At 71.7% G+C, this 25,468-nt stretch carries 28 protein-coding genes and 1 riboswitch; of the genes, 9 read left to right on the forward strand and 19 right to left on the reverse strand.

The genetic code is table 11. The annotated features are described in order from the left end of the window. Nucleotides 1-63: 63 nt before the first annotated feature. From ACZ51I_RS12760 to ACZ51I_RS12815, 12 genes are all read right to left on the reverse strand, one after another. Complete coding sequence (locus ACZ51I_RS12760; protein ID WP_468874636.1) at nt 64-603, reverse strand: PadR family transcriptional regulator; 540 nt, start codon at nt 601-603, stop codon at nt 64-66. A 46-nt stretch (nt 604-649) separates the two neighbouring features. After that, complete coding sequence (locus ACZ51I_RS12765) at nt 650-2,665, reverse strand: NADPH-dependent 2,4-dienoyl-CoA reductase (RefSeq protein ID WP_468874638.1); 2,016 nt, start codon at nt 2,663-2,665, stop codon at nt 650-652. Between the two features lie 98 nt (nt 2,666-2,763). After that, nucleotides 2,764-3,627 (reverse strand): ATP-binding cassette domain-containing protein, encoded by an 864-nt coding sequence (locus ACZ51I_RS12770; RefSeq protein WP_468874640.1) that lies wholly within the window; start codon nt 3,625-3,627, stop codon nt 2,764-2,766. Next, nucleotides 3,624-4,373 carry a cobalt ECF transporter T component CbiQ gene (gene cbiQ / locus ACZ51I_RS12775; protein ID WP_468874643.1) on the reverse strand — a complete coding sequence of 250 codons (750 nt, stop codon included), beginning with the start codon at nt 4,371-4,373 and terminating at the stop codon, nt 3,624-3,626. Before cbiQ ends, ACZ51I_RS12770 begins: the two co-directional genes overlap by 4 nt. A 5-nt stretch (nt 4,374-4,378) precedes the next feature. Further along, on the reverse strand, nt 4,379-4,888 hold the full coding sequence (locus ACZ51I_RS12780; RefSeq protein WP_468874646.1) for an energy-coupling factor ABC transporter substrate-binding protein: 510 nt from the start codon (nt 4,886-4,888) through the stop codon (nt 4,379-4,381). Further along, nucleotides 4,885-5,583, reverse strand: a complete 699-nt coding sequence (locus ACZ51I_RS12785; protein ID WP_468874648.1) for an energy-coupling factor ABC transporter permease — start codon at nt 5,581-5,583, stop codon at nt 4,885-4,887. Before ACZ51I_RS12785 ends, ACZ51I_RS12780 begins: the two co-directional genes overlap by 4 nt. A gap of 29 nt (nt 5,584-5,612) precedes the next feature. Then, a riboswitch (cobalamin riboswitch) is annotated at nt 5,613-5,818 on the reverse strand. Between the two features lie 78 nt (nt 5,819-5,896). After that, nucleotides 5,897-6,349, reverse strand: coding sequence for a PTS-dependent dihydroxyacetone kinase phosphotransferase subunit DhaM (locus ACZ51I_RS12790; RefSeq protein ID WP_468874651.1), 453 nt, complete (start codon nt 6,347-6,349; stop codon nt 5,897-5,899). Further along, entirely contained in the window at nt 6,346-6,966 is a 621-nt protein-coding gene (dhaL, locus tag ACZ51I_RS12795) for a dihydroxyacetone kinase subunit DhaL (protein ID WP_468874652.1), read from the reverse strand. The genes ACZ51I_RS12790 and dhaL overlap by 4 nt, the downstream gene beginning before the upstream one ends. A gap of 30 nt (nt 6,967-6,996) precedes the next feature. Continuing rightward, the gene (gene dhaK, locus ACZ51I_RS12800; protein WP_468874654.1) at nt 6,997-7,989 is read right to left on the reverse strand and encodes a dihydroxyacetone kinase subunit DhaK; all 993 of its coding nucleotides are present in this window, start codon (nt 7,987-7,989) and stop codon (nt 6,997-6,999) included. Between the two features lie 84 nt (nt 7,990-8,073). Next, the gene (locus ACZ51I_RS12805) at nt 8,074-8,694 is read right to left on the reverse strand and encodes a YdcF family protein (protein ID WP_468874656.1); all 621 of its coding nucleotides are present in this window, start codon (nt 8,692-8,694) and stop codon (nt 8,074-8,076) included. Nucleotides 8,695-9,085: 391 nt separating this feature from the next. Beyond that, entirely contained in the window at nt 9,086-9,646 is a 561-nt protein-coding gene (locus ACZ51I_RS12810; protein WP_468874659.1) for a GNAT family N-acetyltransferase, read from the reverse strand. Between the two features lie 218 nt (nt 9,647-9,864). Continuing rightward, nucleotides 9,865-10,239: a VOC family protein gene (locus ACZ51I_RS12815; protein ID WP_468874662.1), complete on the reverse strand. Its 375-nt coding sequence runs from the start codon at nt 10,237-10,239 to the stop codon at nt 9,865-9,867. Between the two features lie 465 nt (nt 10,240-10,704). Here ACZ51I_RS12815 and ACZ51I_RS12820 point away from each other — a divergent pair, with 465 nt between their 5' ends. The 6 genes from ACZ51I_RS12820 (at nt 10,705) to ACZ51I_RS12845 (ending at nt 14,530) form a co-directional block, all read left to right on the forward strand. Beyond that, on the forward strand, nt 10,705-11,463 hold the full coding sequence (locus ACZ51I_RS12820) for an SGNH/GDSL hydrolase family protein (protein ID WP_468875627.1): 759 nt from the start codon (nt 10,705-10,707) through the stop codon (nt 11,461-11,463). 125 nt (nt 11,464-11,588) lie between these two features. Further along, the gene (locus ACZ51I_RS12825) at nt 11,589-12,164 is read left to right on the forward strand and encodes a hypothetical protein (RefSeq protein ID WP_468874665.1); all 576 of its coding nucleotides are present in this window, start codon (nt 11,589-11,591) and stop codon (nt 12,162-12,164) included. Nucleotides 12,165-12,307: 143 nt separating this feature from the next. After that, nucleotides 12,308-12,622 (forward strand): hypothetical protein, encoded by a 315-nt coding sequence (locus ACZ51I_RS12830; protein WP_468874667.1) that lies wholly within the window; start codon nt 12,308-12,310, stop codon nt 12,620-12,622. 23 nt (nt 12,623-12,645) lie between these two features. Next, nucleotides 12,646-12,933, forward strand: coding sequence for a hypothetical protein (locus ACZ51I_RS12835; RefSeq protein WP_468874670.1), 288 nt, complete (start codon nt 12,646-12,648; stop codon nt 12,931-12,933). Between the two features lie 288 nt (nt 12,934-13,221). Next, nucleotides 13,222-13,920 carry a hypothetical protein gene (locus tag ACZ51I_RS12840; RefSeq protein WP_468874672.1) on the forward strand — a complete coding sequence of 233 codons (699 nt, stop codon included), beginning with the start codon at nt 13,222-13,224 and terminating at the stop codon, nt 13,918-13,920. Between the two features lie 175 nt (nt 13,921-14,095). Next, the gene (locus tag ACZ51I_RS12845) at nt 14,096-14,530 is read left to right on the forward strand and encodes a VOC family protein (protein ID WP_468874674.1); all 435 of its coding nucleotides are present in this window, start codon (nt 14,096-14,098) and stop codon (nt 14,528-14,530) included. Nucleotides 14,531-14,544: 14 nt separating this feature from the next. Here ACZ51I_RS12845 and ACZ51I_RS12850 read toward each other — a convergent pair whose 3' ends face one another. From ACZ51I_RS12850 to ACZ51I_RS12865, 4 genes are all read right to left on the reverse strand, one after another. After that, complete coding sequence (locus ACZ51I_RS12850; protein ID WP_468874677.1) at nt 14,545-15,117, reverse strand: antibiotic biosynthesis monooxygenase; 573 nt, start codon at nt 15,115-15,117, stop codon at nt 14,545-14,547. 75 nt (nt 15,118-15,192) lie between these two features. Continuing rightward, nucleotides 15,193-16,662 carry a multicopper oxidase family protein gene (locus ACZ51I_RS12855; RefSeq protein ID WP_468874680.1) on the reverse strand — a complete coding sequence of 490 codons (1,470 nt, stop codon included), beginning with the start codon at nt 16,660-16,662 and terminating at the stop codon, nt 15,193-15,195. Between the two features lie 279 nt (nt 16,663-16,941). Continuing rightward, complete coding sequence (locus tag ACZ51I_RS12860; protein ID WP_468874683.1) at nt 16,942-17,304, reverse strand: DUF952 domain-containing protein; 363 nt, start codon at nt 17,302-17,304, stop codon at nt 16,942-16,944. A 90-nt stretch (nt 17,305-17,394) separates the two neighbouring features. Further along, nucleotides 17,395-18,339 (reverse strand): LysR family transcriptional regulator, encoded by a 945-nt coding sequence (locus tag ACZ51I_RS12865; protein WP_468874684.1) that lies wholly within the window; start codon nt 18,337-18,339, stop codon nt 17,395-17,397. A 202-nt stretch (nt 18,340-18,541) separates the two neighbouring features. Between ACZ51I_RS12865 and ACZ51I_RS12870 the strand changes: the two genes are divergently transcribed. Then, nucleotides 18,542-18,841: a DUF1876 domain-containing protein gene (locus tag ACZ51I_RS12870; RefSeq protein WP_468874686.1), complete on the forward strand. Its 300-nt coding sequence runs from the start codon at nt 18,542-18,544 to the stop codon at nt 18,839-18,841. Nucleotides 18,842-18,956: 115 nt separating this feature from the next. Here ACZ51I_RS12870 and ACZ51I_RS12875 read toward each other — a convergent pair whose 3' ends face one another. Then, nucleotides 18,957-19,559 (reverse strand): CBS domain-containing protein, encoded by a 603-nt coding sequence (locus ACZ51I_RS12875; RefSeq protein ID WP_468874688.1) that lies wholly within the window; start codon nt 19,557-19,559, stop codon nt 18,957-18,959. A 198-nt stretch (nt 19,560-19,757) separates the two neighbouring features. On the opposite strand from ACZ51I_RS12875, the gene ACZ51I_RS12880 reads away from it, so the two are divergent. Continuing rightward, nucleotides 19,758-21,038: a YncE family protein gene (locus ACZ51I_RS12880; RefSeq protein ID WP_468874691.1), complete on the forward strand. Its 1,281-nt coding sequence runs from the start codon at nt 19,758-19,760 to the stop codon at nt 21,036-21,038. A gap of 68 nt (nt 21,039-21,106) precedes the next feature. Here the strand turns inward: ACZ51I_RS12880 and ACZ51I_RS12885 are convergent, their stop codons facing one another. Beyond that, nucleotides 21,107-23,176 (reverse strand): galactose-binding domain-containing protein, encoded by a 2,070-nt coding sequence (locus ACZ51I_RS12885; protein WP_468874693.1) that lies wholly within the window; start codon nt 23,174-23,176, stop codon nt 21,107-21,109. A 123-nt stretch (nt 23,177-23,299) separates the two neighbouring features. Beyond that, nucleotides 23,300-23,893, reverse strand: a complete 594-nt coding sequence (locus ACZ51I_RS12890) for a TetR/AcrR family transcriptional regulator (RefSeq protein ID WP_468874695.1) — start codon at nt 23,891-23,893, stop codon at nt 23,300-23,302. Nucleotides 23,894-24,054: 161 nt separating this feature from the next. Between ACZ51I_RS12890 and ACZ51I_RS12895 the strand changes: the two genes are divergently transcribed. Further along, nucleotides 24,055-25,440: a hypothetical protein gene (locus ACZ51I_RS12895; protein WP_468874697.1), complete on the forward strand. Its 1,386-nt coding sequence runs from the start codon at nt 24,055-24,057 to the stop codon at nt 25,438-25,440. The last annotated feature ends 28 nt before the right edge of the window (nt 25,441-25,468 follow it).

Raw genomic sequence — 25,468 nt, forward strand, 5'->3', positions numbered from 1 at the left:
GCGCGTCCCCACAACGGGCGGGTGGCGGGTGCCGGCCCGGCGGGGTACCGCACCGCAGGGCCGTCAGTCCTCCGGCCCCAGCTCGGCCAGCGCGCTCGTCAGCCACTCCACCCAGAACCGCTCCAGATCGACCCCGCCCCGCAGGACGAGGTGGCGCAGCAGGTCCGGTTCGGCGCGGCGGCGCTCCGCCGGGAAGTCGCGGGCCTCGATCAGGAGGTACTCGTCCAACTGGGCCTGGTGGAGAGACAGATGGCGCTCCAGCTCGGCCCGGAGCCCCGCCGTTCCGACCATCGCCGCGGCCCGCATCCGCAGCAGCAGGGCGGACCGGAGCGGCTTCGGGTCCTCGGCCCTGCCCACCCAGTCGCTCAGCTCCGCCCGGCCGGCGGGCAGCACCTCGTACTCCTTCTTCTGCCCCCGCGCGGGCACCGGGGCAGGCAGGGCGCGGATGTGCCCCGCCTGCTCCAGTTTCCCGAGCTCGCGGTAGATCTGCTGGTGCGTGGCCGACCAGAAGTAGCCGATCGACTTGTCGAAGCGGCGCGTCAGTTCGAGGCCGGAGGACGGCTTTTCGAGCAGCGCGGTGAGGATCGCGTGCGGGAGGGACATGCTCGCATCCTAGGTTCGGCCGGCCACGGTGATCACGGTGCGGCCGTCACAGGGCGGCGGCGAGGCGGGTCCCCTGGTCGATGGCCCGCTTCGCGTCCAGCTCGGCGGCGACGTCCGCGCCGCCGATGAGGTGCGCGGAGCGGCCCGCCGCGATCAGCTCCTCGTACAGGTCGCGGCGCGGCTCCTGCCCGGCGCAGAGCACGACCGTGTCGACGGGAAGGAGCTGCGCCTCCCCGTCGATCGTGACGTGCAGGCCCGCGTCGTCGATCCGGTCGTACGACACGCCCGCCACCATGGTGACCCCGCGGTGCTTGAGCTCGGTGCGGTGGATCCAGCCGGTCGTCTTGCCTAGGCCGGCGCCGACCTTGGTGCTCTTGCGCTGGAGCAGGTGCACCTGGCGCGGCGGGGCGTTCCGCTCGGGCGCGCGCAGTCCGCCGCGGTTCTCGTACGAGGTGTCGACGCCCCACTGGCGGAAGTACGTCTCGGGGTCCTGGCTCGCGCCCTCGCCGCCGTCCGTGAGGAACTCGGCCACGTCGAAGCCGATGCCTCCCGCGCCGATGATCGCGACCCGGTCCCCGACCGGAGCGCCGTCCCGCAGCACGTCCAGGTAGCTGAGGACGCTCGGGTGGTCCTCACCGGCGATCCCGGGCGTGCGAGGGGTGACGCCGGTCGCGACGACGACCTCGTCGTAGCCGTCCAGGTCGGCGGCGGAGACGTACGTGTTCAGGCGGACGTCGATGCCGCGCTCGGCGAGCTGCACGCGGAAGTAGCGCAGCGTCTCGTCGAACTCCTCCTTGCCCGGTACCCGCTTGGCGATGTTCAGCTGGCCGCCGATCTCGGCGGCGGCGTCGAAGAGGGTGACGGCGTGGCCGCGCTCGGCCGCCGACACCGCGCACGCGAGTCCGGCCGGGCCCGCGCCGACGACGGCGACGCGCTTGGCGAGGCGGGTGGGGGAGAGGACCAGCTCGGTCTCGTGGCAGGCGCGCGGGTTGACCAGGCAGGAGGTGATCTTCAGGTTGAAGGTGTGGTCCAGGCAGGCCTGGTTGCAGCCGATGCAGGTGTTGATGGTGTCCGCGCGGCCGGCCGTCGCCTTGGCGACGAAGGCGGGGTCGGCGAGGAAGGGGCGGGCCAGTGAGACCAGGTCGGCGCGGCCGTCGGCCAGGATCTCCTCGGCGACCTCGGGGGTGTTGATGCGGTTGGAGGTGACGAGCGGCACGGAGACCGCGCCCATCAGCTTCTTCGTCACCCAGGTGTAGGCGCCGCGCGGCACGGAGGTGGCGATGGTGGGGATGCGCGCCTCGTGCCAGCCGATGCCGGTGTTGATGATGGTCGCGCCCGCGGCCTCGATCTCCTTGGCCAGCTGGACGACCTCCTCCAGGGTGGAGCCGCCGGGGACGAGGTCCAGCATGGAGAGGCGGTAGACGAGGATGAAGTCCTCGCCGACGCGCTCGCGGATGCGGCGGACGATCTCCAGCGGGAAGCGGACCCGGTTCTCGTACGAGCCGCCCCAGCGGTCGGTGCGCCGGTTGGTGGCGGCGGCGATGAACTCGTTGATGAGGTAGCCCTCGGAGCCCATGACCTCGACGCCGTCGTACCCGGCCTCCTTGGCCAGCTCGGCGCAGCGCGCGTAGTCCTCGACGGTCTGCTCGACCTCGGCGTCGGTCAGCTCGTTCGGTACGAAGGGGCTGATGGGCGCCTTGATCGGGCTGGGGCCGACGAGACCGGGGTGGTAGGCGTACCGGCCGAAGTGCAGGATCTGCATCGCGATCCGGCCCCCCTCGGCATGCACGGCGTCGGTGATCAGCCGGTGCTCGGCGACCTCCTCAGCCGTGGTGAGCTTGGCCCCGCCGTCCCAGGGGCGGCCGGCCTCGTTGGGCGCGATGCCGCCGGTGACGATGAGCCCCACGCCGCCCCGGGCCCGCTCCGCGTAGAAGGCGGCCATGCGCTCGAAGCCGTGCTCCGTCTCCTCCAGGCCGACGTGCATCGAGCCCATGATCACCCGGTTGGGCAGGGTGGTGAACCCGAGGTCGAGCGGGCTCAGCAGGTGCGGGTACGGGGTCATGGGGGGCGCCTCCTCGCGCAGGGGTCGTCGACCCCAGTTGTAGGCGACCCCGCGCGCCTTCTGCAACTAGTTGCAGAAGAATCCGGGAGTGATGTCTACTACTCGGTAGCCGCCAAGTGTGCCGTGATCCACGCGTCCAGGTCCTCCGGTGTCCGGGGCTCCGCCGCGTCCGCGCCCAGCAGGCCGTGGGTGCGCAGGAGCCGTGCCACGGCCGTGCCCCAGGGCCGGCGCAGGCGGGCCGCGGCCAGCAGGGCGTCGTCCGCGAGGAGCTCCGCGACGGGGCCGGTGCGCAGCCCGGCGGGGGAGAGCACCGCCGCCTCGTCCGCCCAGCGCAGCGCCAGGTCCACGTCGTGCGTCGCCATCACCACCGTCGTCCCGGCCTCCCGGAGCCGCTCCAGGGCGTCGAGCAGCCGCTCCTGCCCGTGCGGGTCGAGCCCGGCCGTCGGCTCGTCCATGATCAGCACCCGGGGACGCATCGCGACGGCGCCCGCGATCGCGGCCCGCTTCCGCTGCCCGTACGACAGCAGATGCGTCGGCCGGTCCTCCAGAGCGACGATGTCCAGCGCCTCCAGGGCCTCCCGCACCCGGAGCCGTACCTCCTCCTCGGGCAGCCCCAGGTTCATCGGACCGAACGACACGTCCTGGCCGACGGAGGCGGCGAACAGCTGGTCGTCCGGGTCCTGCACGACCAGCTGAACCGTGGTCCGCAGCCGGGTCAGCCCCTTCCGGTCGTACGTCACCTCGGTCCCGTCCAGGAGCAGCGACCCGCTCCCGCACCGCAGCCCCCCGCTGAGGAGCCGCAGCAGCGTCGTCTTGCCGCTGCCGTTGCGGCCGAGGAGCGCGATCGCACGCCCCTCCGCCACCGCGAAGTCCACGCCCGACAGGACCGCGGGCCCGTCCTCGTAGGCGAAACCCGCCTTCACCAGCTCCACGACGGCGGCAGGAGGCGTCGGAGACGTCACGGAAGGAACCTTTCCAATACGAGGGTGAGGGCGACGAGCCCCGCGAGGAGCACGCCCGTCGCCGCGAGGAACCGCCGGGAGACGGGGCAGGCGGGCACCAGAACGCGCAGCGTCCCGTCGTAACCGCGCCCGGCGAGGCCCGACTGCAGCCGTTGCGCCCGGTCGAAGGCCCGGACGAACGTCGTCGCGCCGAGCCCGGCCAGTGAACGCCAGGTCGCGGCCCGGGTCGTGTGCCCGAGCCGCGCCGCCTGCGCCTGCCGGATCTTCGTCAGGGCGTCGAGCAGCAGGAAGATGATCCGGTACATCACGAGCGCCACGTCCACCACGGGCGCCGGCACCCCCGCCCGGACGAGCCGGGGCAGGACGTCGGACACCGGCGTCGTGAACGCGAAGAGCAGCACCCCGAGCGAGGCCGAGGCGGTGCGAAGCAGCAGCTCGCCCGCCTGCACGGGCCCGCCTGGCGCGAGCGCGACGATCCCCCGGGGGCCTCCCACCTCGAAGAGCAGCGGAACGGCCCCGGTCACACAGAAGCCGAGCGGGATGCGAAACGCGCGCCACAGCTGCCGGCCCGGCACACCGGCCGGACCGAGCAGCACCGCGAGCGTGGCCGCCGCCACGAGCACCGCGCCGGGCCACGGGGGCAGCCCCACCGCGCACAGCGTCAGACCGAAGCCGAGGAGGGCCTTCTCCACGGGGTGGCGGCGGCGCCAGCGGCTGCTGTGCGCCGCCGCGTCGATCGGCAGCATCGGCGCTACGCGTCCGAACCGTCGACCGGGGAGGAAACGCCCGCGCCGACGGCACCAGTGCCGGGCGCACCGGCGCCCGGTCCGCCGCTCGCGGTTGCCGGGCCGTCATCGTCGGTGGGGTCGCCCACCGCCTCAGCCTTCGTCCCCGCCGCCTGGGCGGCCTCGGCCCCGACGGTCCCGCCCACGACGGCCCCGCCCCCGGCCTCGGCCGCGGCCCGCGCCGCGCCCTGGCGGCGGCCGCGGCGCAGGCCGAAGTAGTACGCGAGCACGCCGGCGCCGATCGCCGCCTGGAGGGCGAAGAGCGCCGACTCGATCTCGCCGGACGGCGGCTCGTACAGCGGGCTGAACCACGGCTCGTAGTCCGGCTGGAGTTCCGTGATCGCGGTCTCCGCCTCGCCGTCGGAACCGGCGAACGGCTGCTCCTTGTGGTCGCCGAGGCCGAGCGCGAGCGGCAGGACCGCGAGCGCGGCGACGACGAGCAGCAGCAGGGTGTTGATCTTCGCGTTACGGCTCATCGCGCCGCCGCCTCCTCGTGCTGTTCCCGCCGCGCCGGAGCGAGCACGCCCAGCCGGGTCAGCTCGCCCTTGCTGGACTGCGTGAGCAGCCGCATCACGAGCACCGTGAGGAGACCCTCGCTCACCGCCAGCGGAATCTGGGTCACGGCGAAGATCCCGCCGAACTTGGCGAGCGCGCCGGGCACACCGCTGCCGGGGTCGGGGAACGCCAGGGCCAGCTGCACGCTGGTGACGCAGTACGTCGACAGGTCGGCGACGAACGCGCCGAAGAAGACGGCCACCATCAGCGGCGCACCGAACCGCCGCAGCAGCCGGTACGTCCCGTACCCCGCCCACGGCCCGACGATCGCCATCGAGAAGGCGTTGGCGCCGAGCGTGGTCAGCCCGCCGTGCGCGAGCAGCAGGGCCTGGAAGAGGAGGGTGATCGTCCCCAGGACGGCCATGATCGGCGGCCGGAAGAGGATCGCGCCCAGACCCGTACCGGTCGGATGGGAACAACTACCCGTCACGGACGGCAGCTTGAGCGCCGACAGGACGAAGGTGAAGGCGCCGGAGGCACCGAGCAACAGGGTGGATTCGGGATTCGACCGTACCTCGCGGGTCAGCGCGCGTACCCCGTGGACGACGAACGGAGCGGCCGCGACGCTCCAGGCTGCGGCGTGCACAGGGGGCAGATACCCCTCGGCTATATGCATGATCGGGAGACCCTCTCCAGCACCTCGTGGATGGACAACGCACCCTGGCCGGTCTCCTGGCTGACGGTCATACGGCCCGACTCCGCCTTCCCACACCGCCGCGGTCTCCCGCGCCGGTCCAGTGGCTTCCCCGAGGTGTTCCCCCCGGGGGTGGAGCCGGACCTCCCGATCACAGTGGCGAGGGCCGCACCGGTACCGCACCGGTTTCCCGTACACCAAGGCCCTGCGACATTAGTGTGTTGACCTGCTGGATCACAACACGGTCGCCACGCGGCGCGCCCCGATGATCACTCCACGCACTCGTGCGGCGCGCTCACTCCTTGCGGTAGGAGTACGCCTCCGAGGCCGCCGCCGCCACCGCGTCGAGGTCGCCGCCGGCGCTCGCCGTCACCAGCGCGGCGACCGCGCCCTCGACGAACGGCGCGTCCACGAGACGGGAGCCCGCGGGCAGTTCGTCACCCTCGGCGAGGAGCGCCTTCACGGTGAGGACCGCGCTGCCCAGGTCGACGAGGAGCGCCACCCCGGCGCCCCGGTCGACGGCCTCCGCCGCCGCGCGGATCAGCTCGGAACTCGTCCCGAGCCCGCCGTCCGGCGTCCCGCCCGCGGGCAGGACCGGCGCGAGGTCGCCGACGCCCGCGAGGCCGCGGGCGAGCTCGGCCACGGCCGTCGCGACCGCCGCGCTGTGCGAGACGAGGACGATGCCGACGGGCGCCGAGTCGGCTGCCAACGGCTCCGGGGCCCCGGCGGCTCCGGCCGCGGGGCTCATCGCGCCCCCTCCGCGCGCGCGGTCACGGCGAGCGCCGCGAACAGCAGCGCCGACGACGTCGCCCCCGGATCCTGGTGCCCGATCGACCGCTTCCCGAGATAACTGGCCCTCCCCTTGCGCGCCTGGAGGGGTACGGTTCCGAGGGCGCCCTCCTCGGCGGCGGCGCGGGCCGCCTCGTACGAGCTCCGCAGCCCCTCCACGCCGGGCACGAGGGCGTCGAGCATCGTCTTGTCGCCCACCTGGGCACCGCCCAGCTGCGACACGGCGGTCACCCCGGCACCGAGCGCCTCCGCCAACCGGTGCCGGGTGACCTCCGCGTCCTCGCCCAGGGCCTTGCCGGTGCGCCGCAGCAGCGTCCCGTACAGCGGTCCCGAAGCGCCGCCGACGGTGGAGATGAGCTGCCGTCCGGCGGCGGTCAGCACCGCGCCCGGAGTCGCCGGAGGCTCCTTCGCCAGGACCTCCGTCACGGCGGCGAACCCCCGCTTGAGATTGGCCCCGTGGTCGGCGTCGCCGATCGCCGAGTCCAGCTCGGTGAGCCGCTCCGCCTCCCGGTCGACGTCCACGGCCACCGCGGCCAGCCAGCGCACCAGGAACCCGGCGCCGATCGTCTCCGTCATGTCGCTCCCTTCCCCTCGTCCTCTCCCGGCTCACCGGCCCCAGCGCAGCGCGGGCGTCTGGACCGGGGCGTCCCACAGGCGCAGCAGCTCCTCGTCGACCTCGCACAGGGTCACCGAGCAGCCGGCCATGTCGAGCGAGGTCACGTAGTTCCCGACCAGTGTGCGGGCCACCGGCACCCCCCGCTCGCCGAGGACCCGCTGCACCTCGGCGTTGAACCCGTACAGCTCCAGGAGCGGGGTCCCGCCCATGCCGTTCACCAGGACGATGACCGGACCGGACGGACGCAGGTCCTCCACGACGGCGTCGACGGCGAAGTCCGCGATCTCCCGCGAGGTCATCATGGGCCGCCGCTCCCGACCCGGCTCGCCGTGGATGCCGATCCCCAACTCCAGCTCCCCCTCGGGGAGATCGAAGGTCGGGCTGCCCTTCGCGGGGGTCGTGCAGGCGCTCAGGGCCACCCCGAAGGAGCGGGACCGCTCGGCGACCCGGCGGGCGACCGACTCGACCCGCTCCAGAGGGGCGCCCTCCTCGGCGGCCGCGCCCGCGATCTTCTCCACGAACATCGTGGCCCCGGTGCCCCGCCGGCCCGCCGTGTACAGACTGTCCGTCACCGCCACGTCGTCGTCGACGAGGACCTTCGCGACCTGGATGCCCTCGTCCTCGGCGAGCTCCGCCGCCATCTCGAAGTTCAGCACGTCACCGGTGTAGTTCTTGACGACGAACAGCACCCCGGCCCCGCTGTCGACCGCGGCCGCGGCCCGCACCATCTGATCGGGCACGGGCGAGGTGAACACCTCGCCCGGACAGGCGGCCGCCAGCATCCCGGGTCCCACGAACCCCCCGTGCAGCGGCTCGTGCCCCGACCCGCCGCCGGACACCAGCGCCACGTTCCCCCCCACGGGCGCGTCCCGCCGCACCACCACGCGCCGCTCCACGTCCACGGTCAACTCGGGATGCGCCGCGGCCATCCCCCGCAGCGCGTCGGCGACGACGGTCTCCGGAACGTTGATCAGCATCCTCATGGATACCTCCTGGTGAGAGCTGTCATTGATCTTGGCGGTCCGTGGTGCTCGAAAGCGGACTCGCGAGATCCTGATGCTGCCCCATCACCGACTGATTTGACATGGCGTCACCCCCCCCCCCCGCTCCTCGGCTTTGATGCCACGGAGTGTCCAAAGCCCGTACAGAGCCAACAGCGGTTTACCGATCATCCACTCGCCAGGACGGTAGTCATCCGCTCGCACGAGCCTCTCAGCAAGATCAGGGCGCTGCCGCCGCAAGTACGCACGGGCCTTGAGCGCGTGAGCTGGTTGGGAGGCGATCTTGATGTGGTCGACATCCTCAAGCAGCGGGATCACGTTCGTGATGTTCTCCCATGTCGTCGCGCTCTGGTCTTCGAGAAGCACCGTGCCGTCGAACCCGAGTACCGACTTCGCGTAGTCAGCCATCAGCTGGGCTTCCGCGGCGTAGCTGCCGGTCGCACCACCGCTGAAGATCACGAGGGTGCTTCGCGCACCGCCGGCGGCAACGGAGCGAATTCCGGCACGAACGCGCCAGCGGTTGATGAAGTTCGCCGTCGAATGTCGGTTCCGGTAGCCCAACACGACCACGGCTTCTGATGCGCCCCCGCTGCTCCCCACGAGGGCTCGGGACCAGCGCCAGTTCATCCACTCGCCCCAGGCAAGGGCCGCAGTCGCAGCTATCGCCAGCCCTGTTCTTCGTCGCATGCGGCGACTCTAGGGCAGCGCCGTATGGGGCAGCGAACTACCATCCACCCTAAAGAGAACGCATTCTGTCAGGGCTTCTCAGAAGCGGCCGGCGATCGGCGCCGTGGTCGTCGAAGAACGTGAAGGTGTCCGTCAGCGCCTGTTCGGCGACCTCAACCTGGCGGCACCGCCCCGGTATGCTTCGGCCCGTTCCGGGCATCGGATGGGTGTTCCGGTCGACCCGCGCACTCAGAGCGTTGCTGGTGAGGCCGAGAAACATCTCTGCCGAGTCATGCAGGGAGAGGAGGCTGCTTGCTCCCATCGGAGCAGTTGTCAAGAGTTGTGGATCGCCTGGGGGCAAGATTGCCTGTTCACAGCGGAACCTCTGAACTTCCAGCTGAACGACCGACCCCTACTTACGCTGTTCCCACTCGCTTCGGGTGAGTTCGTACTCGACTTCCCCGGCCTCGGAGCCTTCGATCGCATCAGGCCAGTCCCCGGTGAAGTTGCGGAGGAACGACAGGCCCGCTTTCTCCATTACACGCCGGGATCCCGTGTTGACCGTCATGGTGTTCGCGGTGACTCGTTCCACCCCGAGATCTGTGAAACCGCTGCGGATCAGGGCCCGTGAACCCTCGGTGCCGTAGCCGTTTCCCCAGGCGGCCTTGTGCAGCCGGTAGCCGAGTTCGACCACGGCGGGGCTGTGCTCGTCCAGGGGGCGGAATTCGAACCAGCCCAGGAAGGTCCCGGTTTCCTTCTCCTGCGCGGCCCAGTAGCCGCGGGTCCCGAAGCACGGGTAGTCGTGGAGAAGCCTGGGCAGGGTCTGTCCCAGGATCGTCTCGCGGCTCGTGGGCCGGCCGCCGTTGATGAAGCGCATGACGTCGGGGTCGTTGTCCAGTGCGAGCAGGTGGTCGACGTCGGCCTCGGTGAACGCGCGCAGCACGAGCCGATCGGTCTCCAGGAAGATGTCCATGCCGCGATCTTCACCACCGGCAGCTGGGCCCGCCACCGGATATTTTGTGGCAGGCAGGCGAAGAGGGCGTGGTTCATGCCGCTTGGGACCCGGCTGCGTGCTCCCCGTCGCTGCCCTGGGGGCAACCGCGACGTAGGGGGAAGGGTGAGAGGAAGCGCGTCGCCCTCTGTCGGGACGGGCAGGGCCGTCGGCGGAGAAGGTGGAAGTGGGGGAGGCGTTCAGGCGCCGGGAAGGAAGAGGCAGAACAGATGGCCGTGAGGGTCGCGGAGGACCCGCACATCCTTCTGAGGCTGGTACTCCTCCACCGTCGCGCCCAGGGCGCAAGCCCGCTCGGTCTCCGCCTCCAGGTCGTCGACTTGCAGGTCCAGGTGCGCTTGCATCTGCTGAGTCTTCGGACGCTGCGGCCAGGTGGGAGGGGTGTGATCGGTTTCCAGCTGGAAGCTGAGGCTGGGACGTTCCTGTTCGGGAGCCCGCAGCCGGACCCACTCCGGCGCGCGCTCGACTTCCTCCCAGCGCAGCAGCGCTCGGTAGAAGTCGGCGAGCGCGGGAGGATCGGGCGTACCGAGGACGAAGGCACCGAGAGAGGTCGTCATCTCTCCCGTCTTGCCCCGAGGCTCACCTCTACACCTCTGTGGCCGGCCGCCGACGGGGAGGCGTTGTCACGTCGCCGTCGAAGGGTGCCCGTCAGGTCGTGCGCCCTTCGCGTACGCGGACTTCTCCGGCCGTTCCCCCCCGCGGCCAGAGCGCCGGGGGCGCCGTGTTCGCGGTGCCACGGCACTCGCGGCCGCGGTGGTCGTGTCCGGGGTGACAGCGGCCGGTGCGGATGGGACCGGTTGATTGCTCGCTCGGTGGTTTGTCGGGGCGCGTCCTCGCCCCTCGACGGAGGCCGAGGCAACTAGCCGGTTCACACGTCTATCGCGCGGGCTGTGATCGCTGCTAGAAGAGTGACTCTTCAACAACTCCCGGTCACGGGTCATCCTGAGGAGTCGCCTGTCATGTCCATGTCCATTCCCACGTCCGTGCCCAGATTTGGAAGGGTTCTGCTCGCGCTGCTGGCGATGGTCGCCGCGAGCGCCGGCCTGGCCCTGCCCGCCTCCGCCGCCGCGGCGACGGGGGAGCGGTACGTCGCTCTCGGGGACTCCTACTCCTCCGGGGTGGGCGCCGGCAGCTACCTGTCCGACAGTGGCAGTTGTCAGCGCAGCAGCAAGGCCTACCCCTCCCTGTGGGCGGCCGCCAACGCCCCGGCGTCGTTCTCCTTCACCGCCTGTTCGGGAGCGACGACCAGTACCGTGAAGAGCGGCCAGCTGGCCCCGCTCACCACCTCCACCACCCTCGTCAGCGTCACCGCCGGCGGCAACGACGTCGGGTTCGCGAACGTCATGCAGACCTGCGTCCTGCAGAGCGAGACGACCTGTGTCAACGCGGTCAACAACGCCATCGCGCAGGTCAACAACACCCTGCCCGGAGCTCTTTCCTCTCTCTACGGCGCCATCCGGAGCAGGGCGCCGCAGGCTCATGTCGTCGTGCTCGGATACCCGCGCTTCTACCAGTTGAACGGCGGTTGCATCGTCGGGCTGAGCGAAACCGAGCGGGCGGCAATCAACCGGGGCAGTGACGCCCTCAACGGCATGCTCGCCAAGCAGGCCGCCGACGCCGGGTTCTCCTACTCCAGCGTCGTGGACGAGTTCACCGGCCACGAGATCTGCTCGAGCGCCGCCTGGCTGCACAGCGTCTCGGTGCCCGTCTCGGACAGCTACCACCCCACGGCCACGGGCCAGTCCAGCGGTTACCTGCCGGCCTTCCGCTCCGCCGTCTGATCCCACACCCCGTGCCCCGGGGCCTTCCGCGTCCAGAGGTCGACGCGGGTAGACCTCGCGGTCGGTCGCTCACGCACCCCCGCACCGCCCGTACCCACTCGCCGAAGCCGACCAGGAGGAAATCCATGAAGTCTCCGCAGGTGCCCAACGGTCACTCCGTCCGCGACACGGCCGCGACCCGTACACGAGCTACCGCGCTTCGCTCCGTCCTGACCGCTCTCGCCCTCGTCCTCGGCGCGCTCTTCGCGCCCGGCGTCGGCGTTCTCACCGCCGCCGGCGAGGCCCACGCGGTCACCAAGATCAGCCACGCCACCGCGACCTCGATGTTCCGGAACTCCGGGATCACCTGGTCGTCCTCGGGCGGCTGCTCGGACCGCTACAACTCCACCTGCACGTCCTTCGAGCAGCTCAACCTCGCCACCGCCCAGGGCGCCCAGACCCTCAAGAGCGCCAGCGGCTGCGCCCTGAACATCACCGGCGGCACCGAGACCGGCCACGCGAGCGGCACGTACTCGCACTGGAACGGTTACAAGCTCGACTTCAGCAAGTACACCTGCCTCGGCAGCTACATCAAGAACACGTTCGCCTACATCGGGCTGCGCGGCGACGGAGCCCCGCAGTGGAAGTCCGGCGCGGGCAACGTCTACGCCGACGAGGGCAGCCACTGGGACGTGACCTTCTACAACTGCGGCGGCTGCTGACCCCGAGCCGGCCTCGTGGCGAGGGGCGGCCTGTCAGACGCGTTCCTCGCCACGAGAACTGTTGTGGTCATGACAACCGTCCGTCTATGGTTTACGCGCGTTGACCGCATCCCGGTGATCTCGCCTCAAGGAGTCGATGAGCGATGCCGCACACCAGACGAGTGCTTGCCACGGCCGCAGCCGCAGTCGCCGCAGCGGCGCTGCTGCAATCGCCGGCCCAGGCGGCCGTGGTGCCCGAACACGCGATCATCATCTGCCAGAGCGCCAGTTTCTACGCGAACTACGACAGCTCCTCCGGTCCGACAGGCTTCCTGCGCACCCTGTCGTACGGCGACAAGGTCGGCCACACCCGAGGCGCCCACCCGGTCTACAACGGCTGGGCCGCCACCTTCGACTTCGGCCCCAACGACTGGGGTTACGTGCGCTACGAATGCATCGGCGGCTACGGCTCCTGGTGAGCCGGGATTCGGGAGGGAACGTCATGTCCGCACTTCGCACCGCCCGCACCGCGGCGGTGGCGGCCGCCGTCGGAGCGGCCCTGCTGCTCGGCTCCGGACCCGCCCAGGCCGCCAACGGCACCATCGGCGAACGCGAGACGGTCTGCGCCCAGGACCTCTTCGTCCGCACGGCCCCGGCAGGCGCCTGGATGGGCACCCTCTACCAGGGCCAGACCTTCCTGGTGGAGAGCAAGCAGTCCGGCTGGGTGTACGGCTTCGCCTACGGCTCCATCAACCGCCACGGCTGGGTCCAGGACGGCTGGTTCTGCTGACCCCGGGAGAGGCGCCGGGCCTGTCCTGCCGAGCACGGTAGGACAGGCCCTGGCCCTGGCGGCGCCTCACGCGCTCTCGTGCGGCTCTGTGGCAGACGCTCGGGAATGCTCCCGCACTTCGTCAACCGATTCCGGGGAGTCGCCGCCCGTCCCGGTCGGTCGGCTGTACCCGTCCCCGTCCCCGCCCCCGCAGCCGGACCCGGCCGACCCGCCGTGCGCCGCCCTCGGTGCCCCTGGTGGCCGCTGACCGTTCTGCCCCACGCCCCAGCCCACCACGAAGGAGACCCAGTGACGACCGACACCGGTACAACTCTCCGCCGCCGCACCCGCGCAGCCACCGTCCTCGCCGCGGCGGTCACGCTCGTCGGCCTGATGCCCGGCACCTCCCAGGCGAACGTGAACAGGTACACCATCCAGCCGAACTCGCCCAAGCCGGCGGCGTGCAACAACTCCGGCACCGTCCCGGCCGGCACCTGGATGCAGAACAAGGTCTGCGGTTACTGGGTGGGCACCGCCCTGGCCGGCTCGTCCTTCGACGTCCACCAGACCGCCGCCAGCAACTACCACTACGGGCGCAGCTGGGGCGGCAACAACATCTGCGCCTGGATACCGCCGGGCGCCCTCGGCTCCAGCCCGACCGCATCAGTCGCGGAGTCGTGCAGCGAGGCGGTCAAGGACAACATCGCGCACCGCCGGACAGTCGGCTACAACTTCAACGCGGCCGCACACGCTGCCACGGACGGTACGGCGATCACGGTCGACCCGGCCTGTACGGCGTACTACAACTACTACACGACCAGCGCTTACAGCGACGGCTCGCTGCGGGACGTGGCCGGCAGGCCGGGCTCGACTGTCATGTACCGCTTCACGACGAACGGCTCGAACCCGGCCATCGTCGTGCGCGACAGCGCGATCGGCTGGATCTTCCTCAGTCGCTCGTGCGTCACCGACTGGCGAGGCATCGCCTTCTACAACGACAACGACTGAAAGGTCCGGGGTCAGGAACGGAACGGCCGAGATCCCGGGCGAGGGCACGACGGTCCGGCGTGTTCCGCCTGGCTGCCTTCTCGGCAACGGCCTCCCACCAGCACGGGGGCGACGGGTCCGGTGCTCACCGCCTCCAGGACAGCGGGGGAGCGGCACGAGCCATTAGGGTGGCCCGATGACGTTGATCAAGCAGTTCCAAGTCACCTTCGACTGCGCGGAACCCGTGCGCCTGGCCCGATTCTGGTGCGAGGTGCTGGGGTACGTCATCGCGCCGCCGCCGGAGGGGTTCGACACGTGGGAGGCGTACCACGGCACGCTCCCGGCCGAGAAGAAGGTCGTCTACTTCGCCTGCTCCGACCCCTCGGGCGTGGGCCCGCGACTGCTCTTCCAGCGCGTTCCCGAAGGGAAGGTCGTCAAGAACCGGGTGCACCTCGACGTGCGGGCCGGCACCGGCCTCGTCGGCGAGGAGCGCCTCGCCACCCTCGAGGCCGAGTGCGCACGGCTCGTAGAGCTCGGCGCGGTACACGTGCGCACCCTGTTCGCCGATGACGAGAACGAGTCGTGCATCCACATGCAGGACATCGAGGGCAACGAGTTCTGCCTCGACTGACAGCTCTCCGAGCGCTACGGCGTGAGCCAGTCGCGCAGGAGTCTGCTCACGGCGGGCATGGCCACGTACGTCATCAGGACGTTGAAGACGCCGGCGACGACGGCGCTGCTCAGCAGGAGGGGCAGCGCCGTGAGGTGCGGGGTCAGGAAGAGTCCGCCGAGCACGGAGATCGGGTAGATCGCCAGGGTCGCGCTGACCGCCATCTTCCACCGGGGCGGCGCGGGCCGGGTCGACCCCGGCTTCGCGAACCAGGTCTCCATGCCGGTCAGCCTGCGCCGGGCGATCTCCGTGTGGTGGTGCCCCTGGCAGTCGGCGAACCACGCGGCCCGCTCGGGGGACTCCTGCCACGCCCGGCACGCCTCGGCGTCCTGGAAACGGTGGACGAGGAACCAGGGGGCGTCGCCGCCGGAGGAGCGGAAGAGTCCGTACCCGAGGTGGCCGGGGAAGGCGGCCGCGGTGTCGAGAATGCCCTTCGCCCACCGCTCGAAGGCGGCCTCGTGGCCCGGCTCGACCCGGCGGGCTATCAGCAGGGTCACCTCACCGGTGTCGGCGGGGACGCTGGCGTGTTCAAGGCTGACCGCGGTCACAGAAACTCCTCGTGATCACACCGCGCCCGCCGACACTCTACGCCGGGCCCCTGGCGTGTCACGCCGGGCGGCCCCTCACCGGACCCGGAAGGTGCCCATCATGCCCATGGCCGAATGGTCGAGCATGTGGCAGTGGTACACGTAGTCGCCCCGGAAGCCGTCGAACGTCACGTGCAACTTCACCGTCTCACCCGGCATCACCCGGACCGTGTCCTTCAGGCCCGCCTCGGTCGGGCCCGCGGGCGCTCCGCCGCGTTCGAGCACCCGGAACTGGACCAGGTGCAGATGGAAGTTGTGCGGGGTGCGCTTGTTGGCGTTGGTGACGTTCCAGATCTCGGACGAACCGAGGGCCACGGTGGTGTCGACGCGCTCGGGGTCGTACATCTGCCCGTTGATGAACCCGCGCGGATCGGGGCGCCCGTCCTCGTCCATGCGGAGTTCGATGGGGCGGGTGACGGTGGCGGCGGGCAGGGCGGCGGCGGGCGGCAGGACGCGCAGCACCTCAGGGACGCCGCTGGGGTCGTCGGCGGTGCGCACGACGTCGAAGCGGAGCACCTTGCCGATCTGCTCGGGCCGGCCGGGTCCGGTGTTCGCGAGGACCAGCCGGGTGCCGACGGGGTAGCGGGAGAAGTCGACGACCACGTCGGCGCGTTCGCCGGGCGATAGCGTGAGGACGGGCACGGCGACGGGCCGCTCGAGGAGGCCGCCGTCCGAGGCGATCTGGGTGAGCGGAGTGCCGTCGGACAGGCTCAGCGCGAAGAGTCGCAGATTGGAGCCGTTGAGCAGGCGGAAGCGGTACTTGCGGGCCGCGACCTCGAAGTAGGGGGAGACTTTGCCGTTGGCGAGGACGGTGGTGCGGTCGCGGTCGGCCATCGTGTACGCCAGCTGCCCGCGCTCGTCGAAACGGGCGTCGCGGATCGTGATGGGCACGTCGTACCGGCCCTTGGGCAGGGGAAGGCCCTGTTCGAGGGCGTCGGTGAGCAGATAGGTGCCGGAGAGGCCGCGGTAGACGTGCTCGGCCTCCATGTGGTGGGCGTGGTCGTGGAACCAGAGCGAGGCGTGGGGCTGCCGGTTGGTGTACGCGTACGTCCGCGCGGTCCCGGGAGCGAAGACGTCCATCGGGTTGCCGTCGGACGTGGGCGGGACGCTCCCGCCGTGCAGGTGGACGGAGACGGGCACGTCGAGGCCGTTGTGGTGGCGGACGAGGACGCGGCGCCCGGAGCGGGCGTGGATGACGGGGCCGGGGAAGTGCCCGTCGTAGGTCAGGACATCGGTGGCGGTGCCCGGCAGGATCTGGGCGGTCGCCTTGCGGATGGTCAGCTCGTAGCAGTCCACGCCGCCCGTCGCGGAGAGCGGGCGCAGCACCCGCGGGACCGGCATGGCCGTGGTGAACGCGGGCGGTACGGGGATGCGCACATGGTGGGGGCCGGCCTGCGGCAGGGCCCGCGCCGCGTGTGCCTCGCCCCCGGCGGAGGTGCCGGGGGCGAGGAGCGGCAGGCCTGCGGCGGCGAGAGCCCCGCCGAGCACACTGCGACGGGTGATCATCGACTTCCTCCCGGGAGGCGGGCGGTACGTGACGCCGGACGAGAGGCTTCCGGCGGGCCGGCCGACACCCTCTGATCAAGGTCTAACCGAGAGCGGCGGGAACCGCATACGGCGACGGCGACCCCTGCGTCGACGGGACGTCGGCGGGAGCGGGCCTGCCCGGCGTGGCACCTGGGGTGCGGGCCGCTCCGGGCGGCACCGGACCAGATACTCCGTGCGGGGAGGGGCGTGGGGCGCGGGGTGGGAGGCGGGGAGGGCCGACGGGGCGGACCGGGCCCGTCAGAGGGTCTTCGCCAGCCCGGTCGCCCGTCCGTCCCCGTCCCAGGTGACCTCCAGGATCTCGTCGACGGCGGCGCGGTCGATCGGACCGAAGACATGGGGGAAGAGGGTCCTCTCGGAGACGCCGGGCGGCGGGGTCGGCACGGCGGCCTCCCACTCCGTCCTGGCCGCGAGCCGGCTCTCGTCGACGAGGAGCGCGAGGAGCGGCCCGGGGGTGCCGCGGTAGAAGGCGTTGACGACGGCGAGTGTCGTCGGCACGTCGGGGGAGCAGTGGACGAAACCTTCCTCCTCCAGGGAGGCGGGGGCGTACGGCTCCTCCGGCCGGGCGGACCATTCGGCGGGCGTGACCACGTGGTAGATCATGTGCCGGTTATAGCAGGAGCACTCGACGGCCCCCGGACCTCGGGACCACGCCCTGCGGGCGCCGGGACCCACGCCCTGCCCGCCCCCGGGTCACCAGCTCCTTCCCACCTCCGTCAGGAGGTCCCGGACGCGGCCGACGTCGGGGTTGTCGGGGCGGCCCGGGCGCTGGACGAGGTAGCCGGTGTTGAAGGGCGGGTCCTCCGGTTCGTACAGGGGCACCAAGGCGCCGGAGCGCAGTTCGGCCTCGCAGAGGTAGCGGGGCAGCACGCTGAACCCCGCCCCGGCGACGACCGCGGCGAGCACCCCGCGCAGATCCGGAACGGTCACGGCGGCGGGGCGGGACAGCCGCGCCCCGAACACATGCCGCCAGTAGCGGCGGGCGATGGGCAGATCCTCGGCGTACGCGACCAGGGGGAGGGGGTGCAGCGCCGCAGGCCCCGCCACGTCCGGCCGCTCCTTGACGCGGTCGGCCCACACCGGAGCCGCGACCAGGACGAACTCCTCGTCGGTGAACGGCACGGCGGTCAGCGCCCGCCCGCGCGGCCGGAAGGTGGCGATCACCAGGTCGTGCCGGCCCGCGCGCAGCCCGTCGAGGAGCGGCTCGGTCAGACCCGGGGTGACCCTCAGCCGTACGCCTTCGGCCGTCAGTGGCGCGAGGGCGGGCAGGACGCGCGTGCAGAGCAGCTCGGCGGGGCCCGCGAGATGCACGGGAGCGGCCTGCTCGTGGGGCCCGGCCTCGTGCCCGGTGACGGCGGCCAGAGCGTCGAGGGGCCCGGCGATCCGGGCCGCGAGGTCGTGTGCGACGGGGGTCGGGGCGACACCGCGCGGCAGCCGCTCGAAGAGCTCGCGGCCCGTCTGCCGCTCCAGCGCCCGGATCTGCGTGGTCACCGTCGGCTGCGAAAGCCCGAGGAGCCCGGCGGCGGCGGTGAAGGAACCGGAGCGGTGGACCGCCAGGAAGGTCCGCAGCAGATTCAGATCGGCCACTGGCTGTGCCGGGCCGCCGACCGCCGTCCCATCGGGATCCTGATGTCTCATGGGGGAAGCCTACTGAGACGCCTATGGCGGACCGGGCCTCCGGCCCGGGGAGCGCGCCTATTCCAAGGGAGACCGAGGGCTTCCGCAGATGCCGTGCGCCGGCCACTCCCCGCGCGTTCCCGCCCCGGGCGATGGATCCTGGAGGTACCGGAAGGGGCCGTGCCTCGTCTTCGCGCGGCCCGGCGAGGCGAGGAGGCGGACCATGAGCCGCACGCTGGAGTGGACGGTCGGCCTGGAACTGACCGAGGAGAGCGGCAGGACGAGGGCCGAGGCCCGGCTGGACACCGGCAACTCGACCCTCACCGGCCACGGCTCCGCGCGATGCAACCCGGCGGACGTGGACGTGCCGGCGATCGGCGACGAACTCGCCGCGAGCCGGGCGATGAAGGACCTGGCCGGCAAGCTCATGCGGGAGGCCAACCGGGAGATGGAGGCGGTGGGCGCCGGGACCGTACCCCAGCACACCGGCCCCGGGTACGGCTGGCCGGAGGCGGTCTCCTGACGGAACCGCCCTGTCTGTCGGGAGCCCGGGGGCACGGTCAGTCCGGGGGCGGGGCCCGGGCCCTTGGCCCTGGCGTGGGCGGAACCGGGGCTCCTGAGCCCCTGCCGTGCGGTGCCTAACGCGCGCTCTCGCCCTCCTCGTACGCCATCCGGTCCACGACCTCCACCACCCCGTCCACCGTCTCGCACAGGCGGACCAGGATCGGGCCGAGGCCCGGGCGTTCCAGGGTGCCGCTCAGCGTCACCCGGCCCTCGTCCACGTCGATGTGCACGGCCGAGGGGGAGAGGCGCAGGATGCGGACGATCACGTCCTCGCGGATCTCCTCCTGGATCGAGCGGTCCCTCCGCAGGAACAGCTGGAGGAGGTCGCTGCGGCTGAGGACCCCGATCAGCCGGCCGTCCGCGTCGACGACCGGGAGCCGCTTCACCCGGTGCCGTTCCATCAGACGGGCCGCCTCGACGGCCGTCCAGGAGGGCCGGGCCGTCACGGCGGGGCTCGACATCATGGCCTCCGCCGTGCTCGGGCCGTCCTTCGCCGTGTGCCGTCGCAGCAGGTCCGCCTCGGAGACGACCCCCACCGGCCGGTTCTCCTCGTCGACCACCGGGACCGCGGTGATGCCGTACTCGTCGAGGAGCCGCGCGATCTCCTTGAACGACGTCCCGCGCTGCACCGCGACCGCGGTGGGCGTCATCAGGTCCGCGACACTGCGGTGCCTCATCGTCCGTTCCGTCCCTTCTGCGTTCCGGATTCCATGATCCCGCACGGCGGGCCGTCCGGGCGTGAGGAGGCCGGAGCGGTGACCGGACGGACCTCGGGGCGGGAAGCGGGAAGCGGGGCGCGACAGGGGCTTGTGAGGCCGGACGTGACCGTGGTTACCTCCGGTAAGTCGTCGTCGCGCCACGGAAGAAGGACCCCCATGCCCTCTCCCCGCACGTCCGGGACCCGCCGCTTCCTCGGAGCCCTCGCGGCCTCCCTCACTCTCGTCGCCGCGTCCGCGAGTGCCGGCTCGGCAACCGTGCCCGGCTCGCCATCCACCCCCGGATCCTCCCCTGGGCTCCAGGAGGTGATGTTCGTCGGCAACAACTGGGACGGCACCGCCGACGTCATCGCCTCCCGAGGCGACTTCCACCGCGTCGGCCGCGTCGACGTCGTTCCCGACAAGGAGGAGCGCCTGCGCGAGATCTACCTGAACCCCGTCAGGCTCGCCTTCTTCCTCGGCGTCCGCAGCGGACCGGGCGAGGGCCACGACCAGTTCGTCGACGACATGTACGCGACCCCCGACGGCTCCGCGATGGTCGTCTCCCGCCCCAGCTTCGCCGACGTCGTCTCCCTCGACCTGCGGACCGGGCACATCAACTGGCGCTTCCCGGTGGCCGGTTACCGCGCCGACCACATGGCCGTCTCGCCCGACGGCACCCGCGTCGCGGTCTCCGCCTCCACCGCCGACACCGTGCACGTCCTGGACATCGCCACGGGACGGCAGGTCGGCTCCTTCAAGACCGGCGACAAGCCCCACGAGAACGTCTTCACCTCCGACGGACTCCTCTGGAACATGTCCATCGGCGAGGTCACCACCGCACTCGACGCCCCCTGGCTCGACTGGACCAAGGGCGACCGGAAGATCACCGTCGTCGACGCCCGCACCTTCGAGACCGTCCGCGTCATCGACATGCGCGCCCGCCTGGACGCCTTCGGACGCGGCGACCTCTCCGACGCCGTCCGCCCCCTCGTCTTCACGCCGGACGAGAAGAAGATCTACTTCCAGGTCTCCTTCTTCAACGGTTTCCTGGAGTACGACATCGACTCCGACCGCATCACCCGCCTCAAGAACCTCCCCGGCAACCCGGCGACCGACCCCGACCGCACCACCTGGGTCAACGACTCGCGCCACCACGGCCTCTCGATCAACGCGGACGGCAGCAAGCTCTGCGTCGCCGGGACGATGGACGACTACGCGACCGTGGTCGACCGCACCACCCTCCAGGAGGGCCCGCTCGTCCCGGCTTCGAAGCCCTACTGGGCGACGGTCAGCGGCGACGGCGCGTCCTGCGTCATCTCCGAGAGCGGCGCGGACCGGGTCACCGCGATCGACTTCGGCACCGGGCGGCGCGTGGCGAGCGTCGACGTCGGCGACCACCCGCAGCGTGTCCGGCTGGCCCGCGTCCCCGGCGACTGGACCGGCCCCACCACCGGCTGAGAGCACTCCCGAGGACACCGAGGGGGCCTGCGGGATCCGGATCCCGCAGGCCCCCTCGGCGCGTAGGCTCACGACCTGTTGACGGCCACCTCGTAGAGCGAGTACCCCCAGTCCGTGGCCCGCCTCACCCCGTGGACGCGCACGTAACGGGCCGGCTGCGAAGCGAACTCCGCCGTGTCGTAGCCACCGTCACCCGCGTCCGTGGACCACACGTTCCGCCAGCTCGTACCGTCGTCCGACAGTTCGATCCGGTACTCGCGGGCGTAGGCCCGCTCCCAGTCGAGCGTGACCCGCCCGACCGGGCGCACCGACCCCAGGTCCACCCGGAGCCACTGGTCGTCCGACCACTCGCTGGCCCAGCGGGTCCCCGTGTCGCCGTCGACCGTGAGACCCGGCGAGAAGTTCACGAAGGGGTTCCACCACTGGGTGGTGCTGGCCGACGTCGGCTGCCCGGCCGCGAGGTTCACGCCCGGCTCGTGGTCCTCCGTCCGCTTCCAGGTGGTCAGGTACGACTCCGCTCCCCGCGACAGCTCGTCCACGACGCTCTGCCCGCCGGGGGTGAGCCGGATCTGCTCGATCCAGTCCGGCACGAGACCGTTGTGCGCGGCGCCGTCGGTGTTGAGGTCCCAGGTGCGCTCACCCGTGACCTGGCGGTCGAGGACCGAGCCCCCGTCGAAGCTGCGGAAGGGGTACTTCACCGCGTTCGGCGCGCCGGCTCCGACCGGGCCCGGCCAGCCGCCGACCCCGTTCATGTCCGTGCCGTAGCCGAACCCGACCCCGTACTTCTTCCGCAGCTCCGCCTTCTGTCCGGCCTCGCCGACGAAGCCCTCGGCGCCGTGCATGTACGAGGCGGCGAAACCGCCCAGGCGGTAGAGCCGCTCGGTCCAGTCCAGGTCCATCCAGCTGTGGCTGGACAGGACGCCCGGGTACTCCTCGGCCTCCAGGATGTCGAGCGCCCGCCCCGCGGCCTTGACGCTCATGTGGTCGAGCTCCAGCATCATGCCGCGCTGGATCATGCCTTTCACGGCGTACTCCCCGAGCCGGGTGAGCCCGCGGGTGTTGCACCTGGCGTCGGAGGCGTACGAGGGGACGCTCACCCCCGGCGGCAGCTTCTCGGCCATCGCGGGCGGCGCCGCGGCGAGACCGATCGGGTTGTCGTGCTGCGGGCCCGCGCACTTCTCGGTGGCCCAGAAGGTGCCCGTGGACAGGAACTGGCCGATGTTCACCGCCACACCCGTCGTCCCGCTGTCGAAGCGGACGCCGCAGAGCGCGTTGTCGAACTTGTGGCAGAGGAACATGCTGCGCACGCCGAGCGCGTACAGCTCGTCGAGGCCCTTGTCGATGTCCGCCTGGCCGCACTGGGCGACGTCGAGAATCTGCTTGCAGCCGAAGGGCTCGGAGGTCTCCACGCCGAGGACGACGGCGAGCTTGCCCTGCTGGATCACCGAGCGGGCCTGCGCCGCGCTGGTGACGATCCGGAACCAGCCCTTGCCGGGCCCGCCGTACATCCCGTCGATGTAGTCCTGCATCTCGTACGTCTTACGGGCCTCCAGCCGGATCGCCGTCATCTCGTCGCAGCTGCGGTCCCGGGGCAGGAGCGAGCAGATCAGGCCGTTGGTCACCAGGTCGTTGACGAGCACCCGCTGGCCGCCGCGCCAGGCGCGCTCGACCCAGGCGTAGTAGTTCTGCTGGTGGCTCAGCGAGTCGTGGGCGGGCCAGTCCTTGAAGGTGGGCCAGCCGACCGGATCGTGCTTGCCGTTGTCACCGCCCGTGAGGTGCTCGAAGATCGCCCCCGAGCCGTCCGGGTAGTGCTCGGGACAGTCCTTGAGGGCATCGGCGACGCCCGCCTGCGAGAACGGCGCCCCGCAGATCATCCGGCCGCCGAAGCCCTCGCTGGACATCAGATGGTTGTGCGCGTCGACGAACCCGCGCACCTTCCCCTGCGCGTCCGTTCCCGTGAACGGCGCGCCCGTGACGTTGATCTGCGAGTCCGGCGCCGGCCGGGACGAGGCCTCCCACCACGTGCCACCGGCGGCGGCGGGGACCGGAGCGGAGCCGAACAGCACCGCGGCGAGGGCCAGGAACAGCGCCAGGAGAGCGGATCCGCCGCCGCTCCCGCGCGAAAAGGGTCGAGTCATGAGCTGCGATGCCTCCGGACGGTGGGGGAGTACCGGGCGCCCCGAGGATCGCGGTGCGGAGGGTGCGAGTCAAGAGTCCGGGTCAAATGACCTGTTGAGGGAGCGCCAACTCGCTCGCCGGGCTCAACCCTCCATCATGGCAACGAGTTGATCGGTCGTCAGATCCAGGTGCTCGGCGGCGGCCTGCTCGTCACCGAGGACGAGGAACTGGAGGGTGAGCCCGTCGATCGCCGCCGCCAGATACCGCGCGAGCACCTTCACCGGCACCCGCGGCTCAAGGCCCCGCGCCTCCCGGACCTGCTCGACGAGCGCCGACGCGGACGCCACGTACTGCTCGTACTGCGCGCGCGCCAGATGCTCGAAGCCGGGCTCGCGCAGGGCGTACTGGGTGAGGTCGTACGTCAGCATGTGCTCGCCCGGGTGGGCCGTGACGTGGTCCCAATACGTCTGCAGAGCACCCCGGACCGTTTCGCGCAGCGTCGCTCCCGGCTCGACCGCCGACATCACGCGCTCCACGTAGGTGCCGGTGATCGTCTCGATCGCCGCTTCGAGGAGCGCCTGCTTGGAGTCGAAGCAGTAATGGAAGACGCTCAGCGAGACCCCCGCCTCGGCGCAGATCGACCGGGTCGTGGTCCGGGCGACACCGTCCCTGGTCATCGCCCTGATCGCCGCCTCGACCAGCTGCCTGCGTCGTTCGGCCGACGGCATCCGCGCCATGATTCCTCCTCGCGTCCGGCGCCAGGGTATCCGCAGCCCCACTGCGCCCCGCGGGCCCCGATCCACGCCGGACGCCGGGGGGAGCCACCGGGCGAGGGCGACCCGTAGGGCTGGCGATAATGAGGCCCCCTGTTCTCACCAGCCACCGAAGAGCCCACTCTGTGATCGACAGCACCACGCCCCTCCAGAACACCGGTCCGGCCGGGATACGTGCCGAGCGACGCCGGCTCGTCGAGTCCGTCGGCGCCCATCGCCGACTCCTGTCGGCGCGACGCCCGTTCGAGCTCGCGGACCGGCGGCGGCTGAACCGTGAGGCCGGGGAACGGGCCCGTGCCGAGGCGCGACACGGCAAGGTCCTGCAGCGCGTCCACGAGAAGCGGGCCAGGAGCGAACGGTCACTCACCGCCCGTCTGGACGGCCTGGACGGGAAGCGCGCCGGACGCGAGCGCCAGGCGCTCTCCGTCCTGCGGCGCGCGTCGATCGAACGGTCGCTGCGCGGCACCCGCCTGACGGCGAGCGAGGTGAACGGCATCGGCAGCGGACTGGTCCGCGACCTCGCGGCACAGGGCATCACCACGGCCGCCGACTTCAAGCGGGTCAGCTGGGGCAAGGCCCCCAACGGGCGCGGCGGTGAGGTGCTCTACATCCACCGCACCCAGGGCCGCAAGGTCCACATCAACGGCATCGGCGAACACCGTGGCAGGCCGCTGATGGAGTGGCGGCGGGCCGCCGTCGCCAGGGCGGAGGCCCGCGCGCCGAAGGACCTTCCGCCGGACGAGCGGCACCGCGTCGAGGAGATCATCGAGAACGAGCGGGTACGCCTCCAGGCGGAGCTCACCGAGGTGCCCAAGGCCGCCGAAGCCGCCCGGGCGGAAGCCGAACGGCTCCACGCCGAGCGCCTGGCGGCGCTGACCGGCGCCGAGCGCGAGGCGGCGGAGGAGTCGGCCCGGCGCCGGGCCGAGTTCGACGAGACGGCGGAGCGGCTGCTCACGCTCCGGACCGAACTGGCCGCCCACGTCGCTCAGTACGGCGATCTCGGGTTCCGCGACCGCCGTGCGCGTACCCGGGCCCTTCGCCCGGTGCCGTCCGCCCCGCCGCTGATTCCCGCCCCTCGCTCCCCGGAGGGGGTGCCGGAGGCGGGTGTGGGTCCGGGTGCGGAGGCCGTCGAGACGCTCGGGATCCGGGCGAGCCTCGGCTGGCTCGTGCCCGTCGCGCTCTTCTGCACGACCGTGGCGTTCGGCGCGGGCGAGACGGACGCGACGCCCCTGTGGTGGGCCGTCGTGGGTCGCCTGGCGTCCCTCGCGGTGACCGTGGACCTGCTGCGTCTGTGGATCCCGCGCAGGAGGTGGCGGACGGCGGACGACATGCCGGCCGGCACCGGGTTCCTGGCCTCCGGCGCGTTCCTGGGGCTCGTGGCCGGCAGCATGTTCACGGACCCGTCGTACACCTCCGACAGCGCCCCCTGGGCCATGGCCGTGGCGGCCGTGCTCCTCCTCGTGGCCGGCGCGGCCCGGCGCGCGGGTGCCGGATCCGGCGCGTCCGAGTGAGGCCGATCCGGCTCCGGGCCCCGCGCGG

Source organism: Streptomyces sp. NPDC034084, assembly GCF_055575535.1.

Coding starts and splice junctions, on each gene's coding strand:
- dhaK (WP_468874654.1), bottom strand. CDS start 7,989: ATGAGGATGCTGATCAACGTTCCGGAGACCGTCGTCGCCGACGCGCTG.
- ACZ51I_RS12855 (WP_468874680.1), bottom strand. CDS start 16,662: ATGATCACCCGTCGCAGTGTGCTCGGCGGGGCTCTCGCCGCCGCAGGC.
- ACZ51I_RS12880 (WP_468874691.1), top strand. CDS start 19,758: ATGCCCTCTCCCCGCACGTCCGGGACCCGCCGCTTCCTCGGAGCCCTC.
- ACZ51I_RS12860 (WP_468874683.1), bottom strand. CDS start 17,304: ATGATCTACCACGTGGTCACGCCCGCCGAATGGTCCGCCCGGCCGGAG.
- cbiQ (WP_468874643.1), bottom strand. CDS start 4,373: ATGCTGCCGATCGACGCGGCGGCGCACAGCAGCCGCTGGCGCCGCCGC.
- ACZ51I_RS12820 (WP_468875627.1), top strand. CDS start 10,705: ATGGTCGCCGCGAGCGCCGGCCTGGCCCTGCCCGCCTCCGCCGCCGCG.
- ACZ51I_RS12830 (WP_468874667.1), top strand. CDS start 12,308: ATGCCGCACACCAGACGAGTGCTTGCCACGGCCGCAGCCGCAGTCGCC.
- ACZ51I_RS12885 (WP_468874693.1), bottom strand. CDS start 23,176: ATGACTCGACCCTTTTCGCGCGGGAGCGGCGGCGGATCCGCTCTCCTG.
- dhaL (WP_468874652.1), bottom strand. CDS start 6,966: ATGACGGAGACGATCGGCGCCGGGTTCCTGGTGCGCTGGCTGGCCGCG.
- ACZ51I_RS12810 (WP_468874659.1), bottom strand. CDS start 9,646: ATGGACATCTTCCTGGAGACCGATCGGCTCGTGCTGCGCGCGTTCACC.
- ACZ51I_RS12815 (WP_468874662.1), bottom strand. CDS start 10,239: ATGACGACCTCTCTCGGTGCCTTCGTCCTCGGTACGCCCGATCCTCCC.
- ACZ51I_RS12825 (WP_468874665.1), top strand. CDS start 11,589: ATGAAGTCTCCGCAGGTGCCCAACGGTCACTCCGTCCGCGACACGGCC.
- ACZ51I_RS12790 (WP_468874651.1), bottom strand. CDS start 6,349: ATGAGCCCCGCGGCCGGAGCCGCCGGGGCCCCGGAGCCGTTGGCAGCC.
- ACZ51I_RS12845 (WP_468874674.1), top strand. CDS start 14,096: ATGACGTTGATCAAGCAGTTCCAAGTCACCTTCGACTGCGCGGAACCC.
- ACZ51I_RS12890 (WP_468874695.1), bottom strand. CDS start 23,893: ATGGCGCGGATGCCGTCGGCCGAACGACGCAGGCAGCTGGTCGAGGCG.
- ACZ51I_RS12870 (WP_468874686.1), top strand. CDS start 18,542: ATGAGCCGCACGCTGGAGTGGACGGTCGGCCTGGAACTGACCGAGGAG.
- ACZ51I_RS12875 (WP_468874688.1), bottom strand. CDS start 19,559: ATGAGGCACCGCAGTGTCGCGGACCTGATGACGCCCACCGCGGTCGCG.
- ACZ51I_RS12785 (WP_468874648.1), bottom strand. CDS start 5,583: ATGCATATAGCCGAGGGGTATCTGCCCCCTGTGCACGCCGCAGCCTGG.
- ACZ51I_RS12765 (WP_468874638.1), bottom strand. CDS start 2,665: ATGACCCCGTACCCGCACCTGCTGAGCCCGCTCGACCTCGGGTTCACC.
- ACZ51I_RS12835 (WP_468874670.1), top strand. CDS start 12,646: ATGTCCGCACTTCGCACCGCCCGCACCGCGGCGGTGGCGGCCGCCGTC.
- ACZ51I_RS12780 (WP_468874646.1), bottom strand. CDS start 4,888: ATGAGCCGTAACGCGAAGATCAACACCCTGCTGCTGCTCGTCGTCGCC.
- ACZ51I_RS12760 (WP_468874636.1), bottom strand. CDS start 603: ATGTCCCTCCCGCACGCGATCCTCACCGCGCTGCTCGAAAAGCCGTCC.
- ACZ51I_RS12865 (WP_468874684.1), bottom strand. CDS start 18,339: ATGAGACATCAGGATCCCGATGGGACGGCGGTCGGCGGCCCGGCACAG.
- ACZ51I_RS12805 (WP_468874656.1), bottom strand. CDS start 8,694: ATGCGACGAAGAACAGGGCTGGCGATAGCTGCGACTGCGGCCCTTGCC.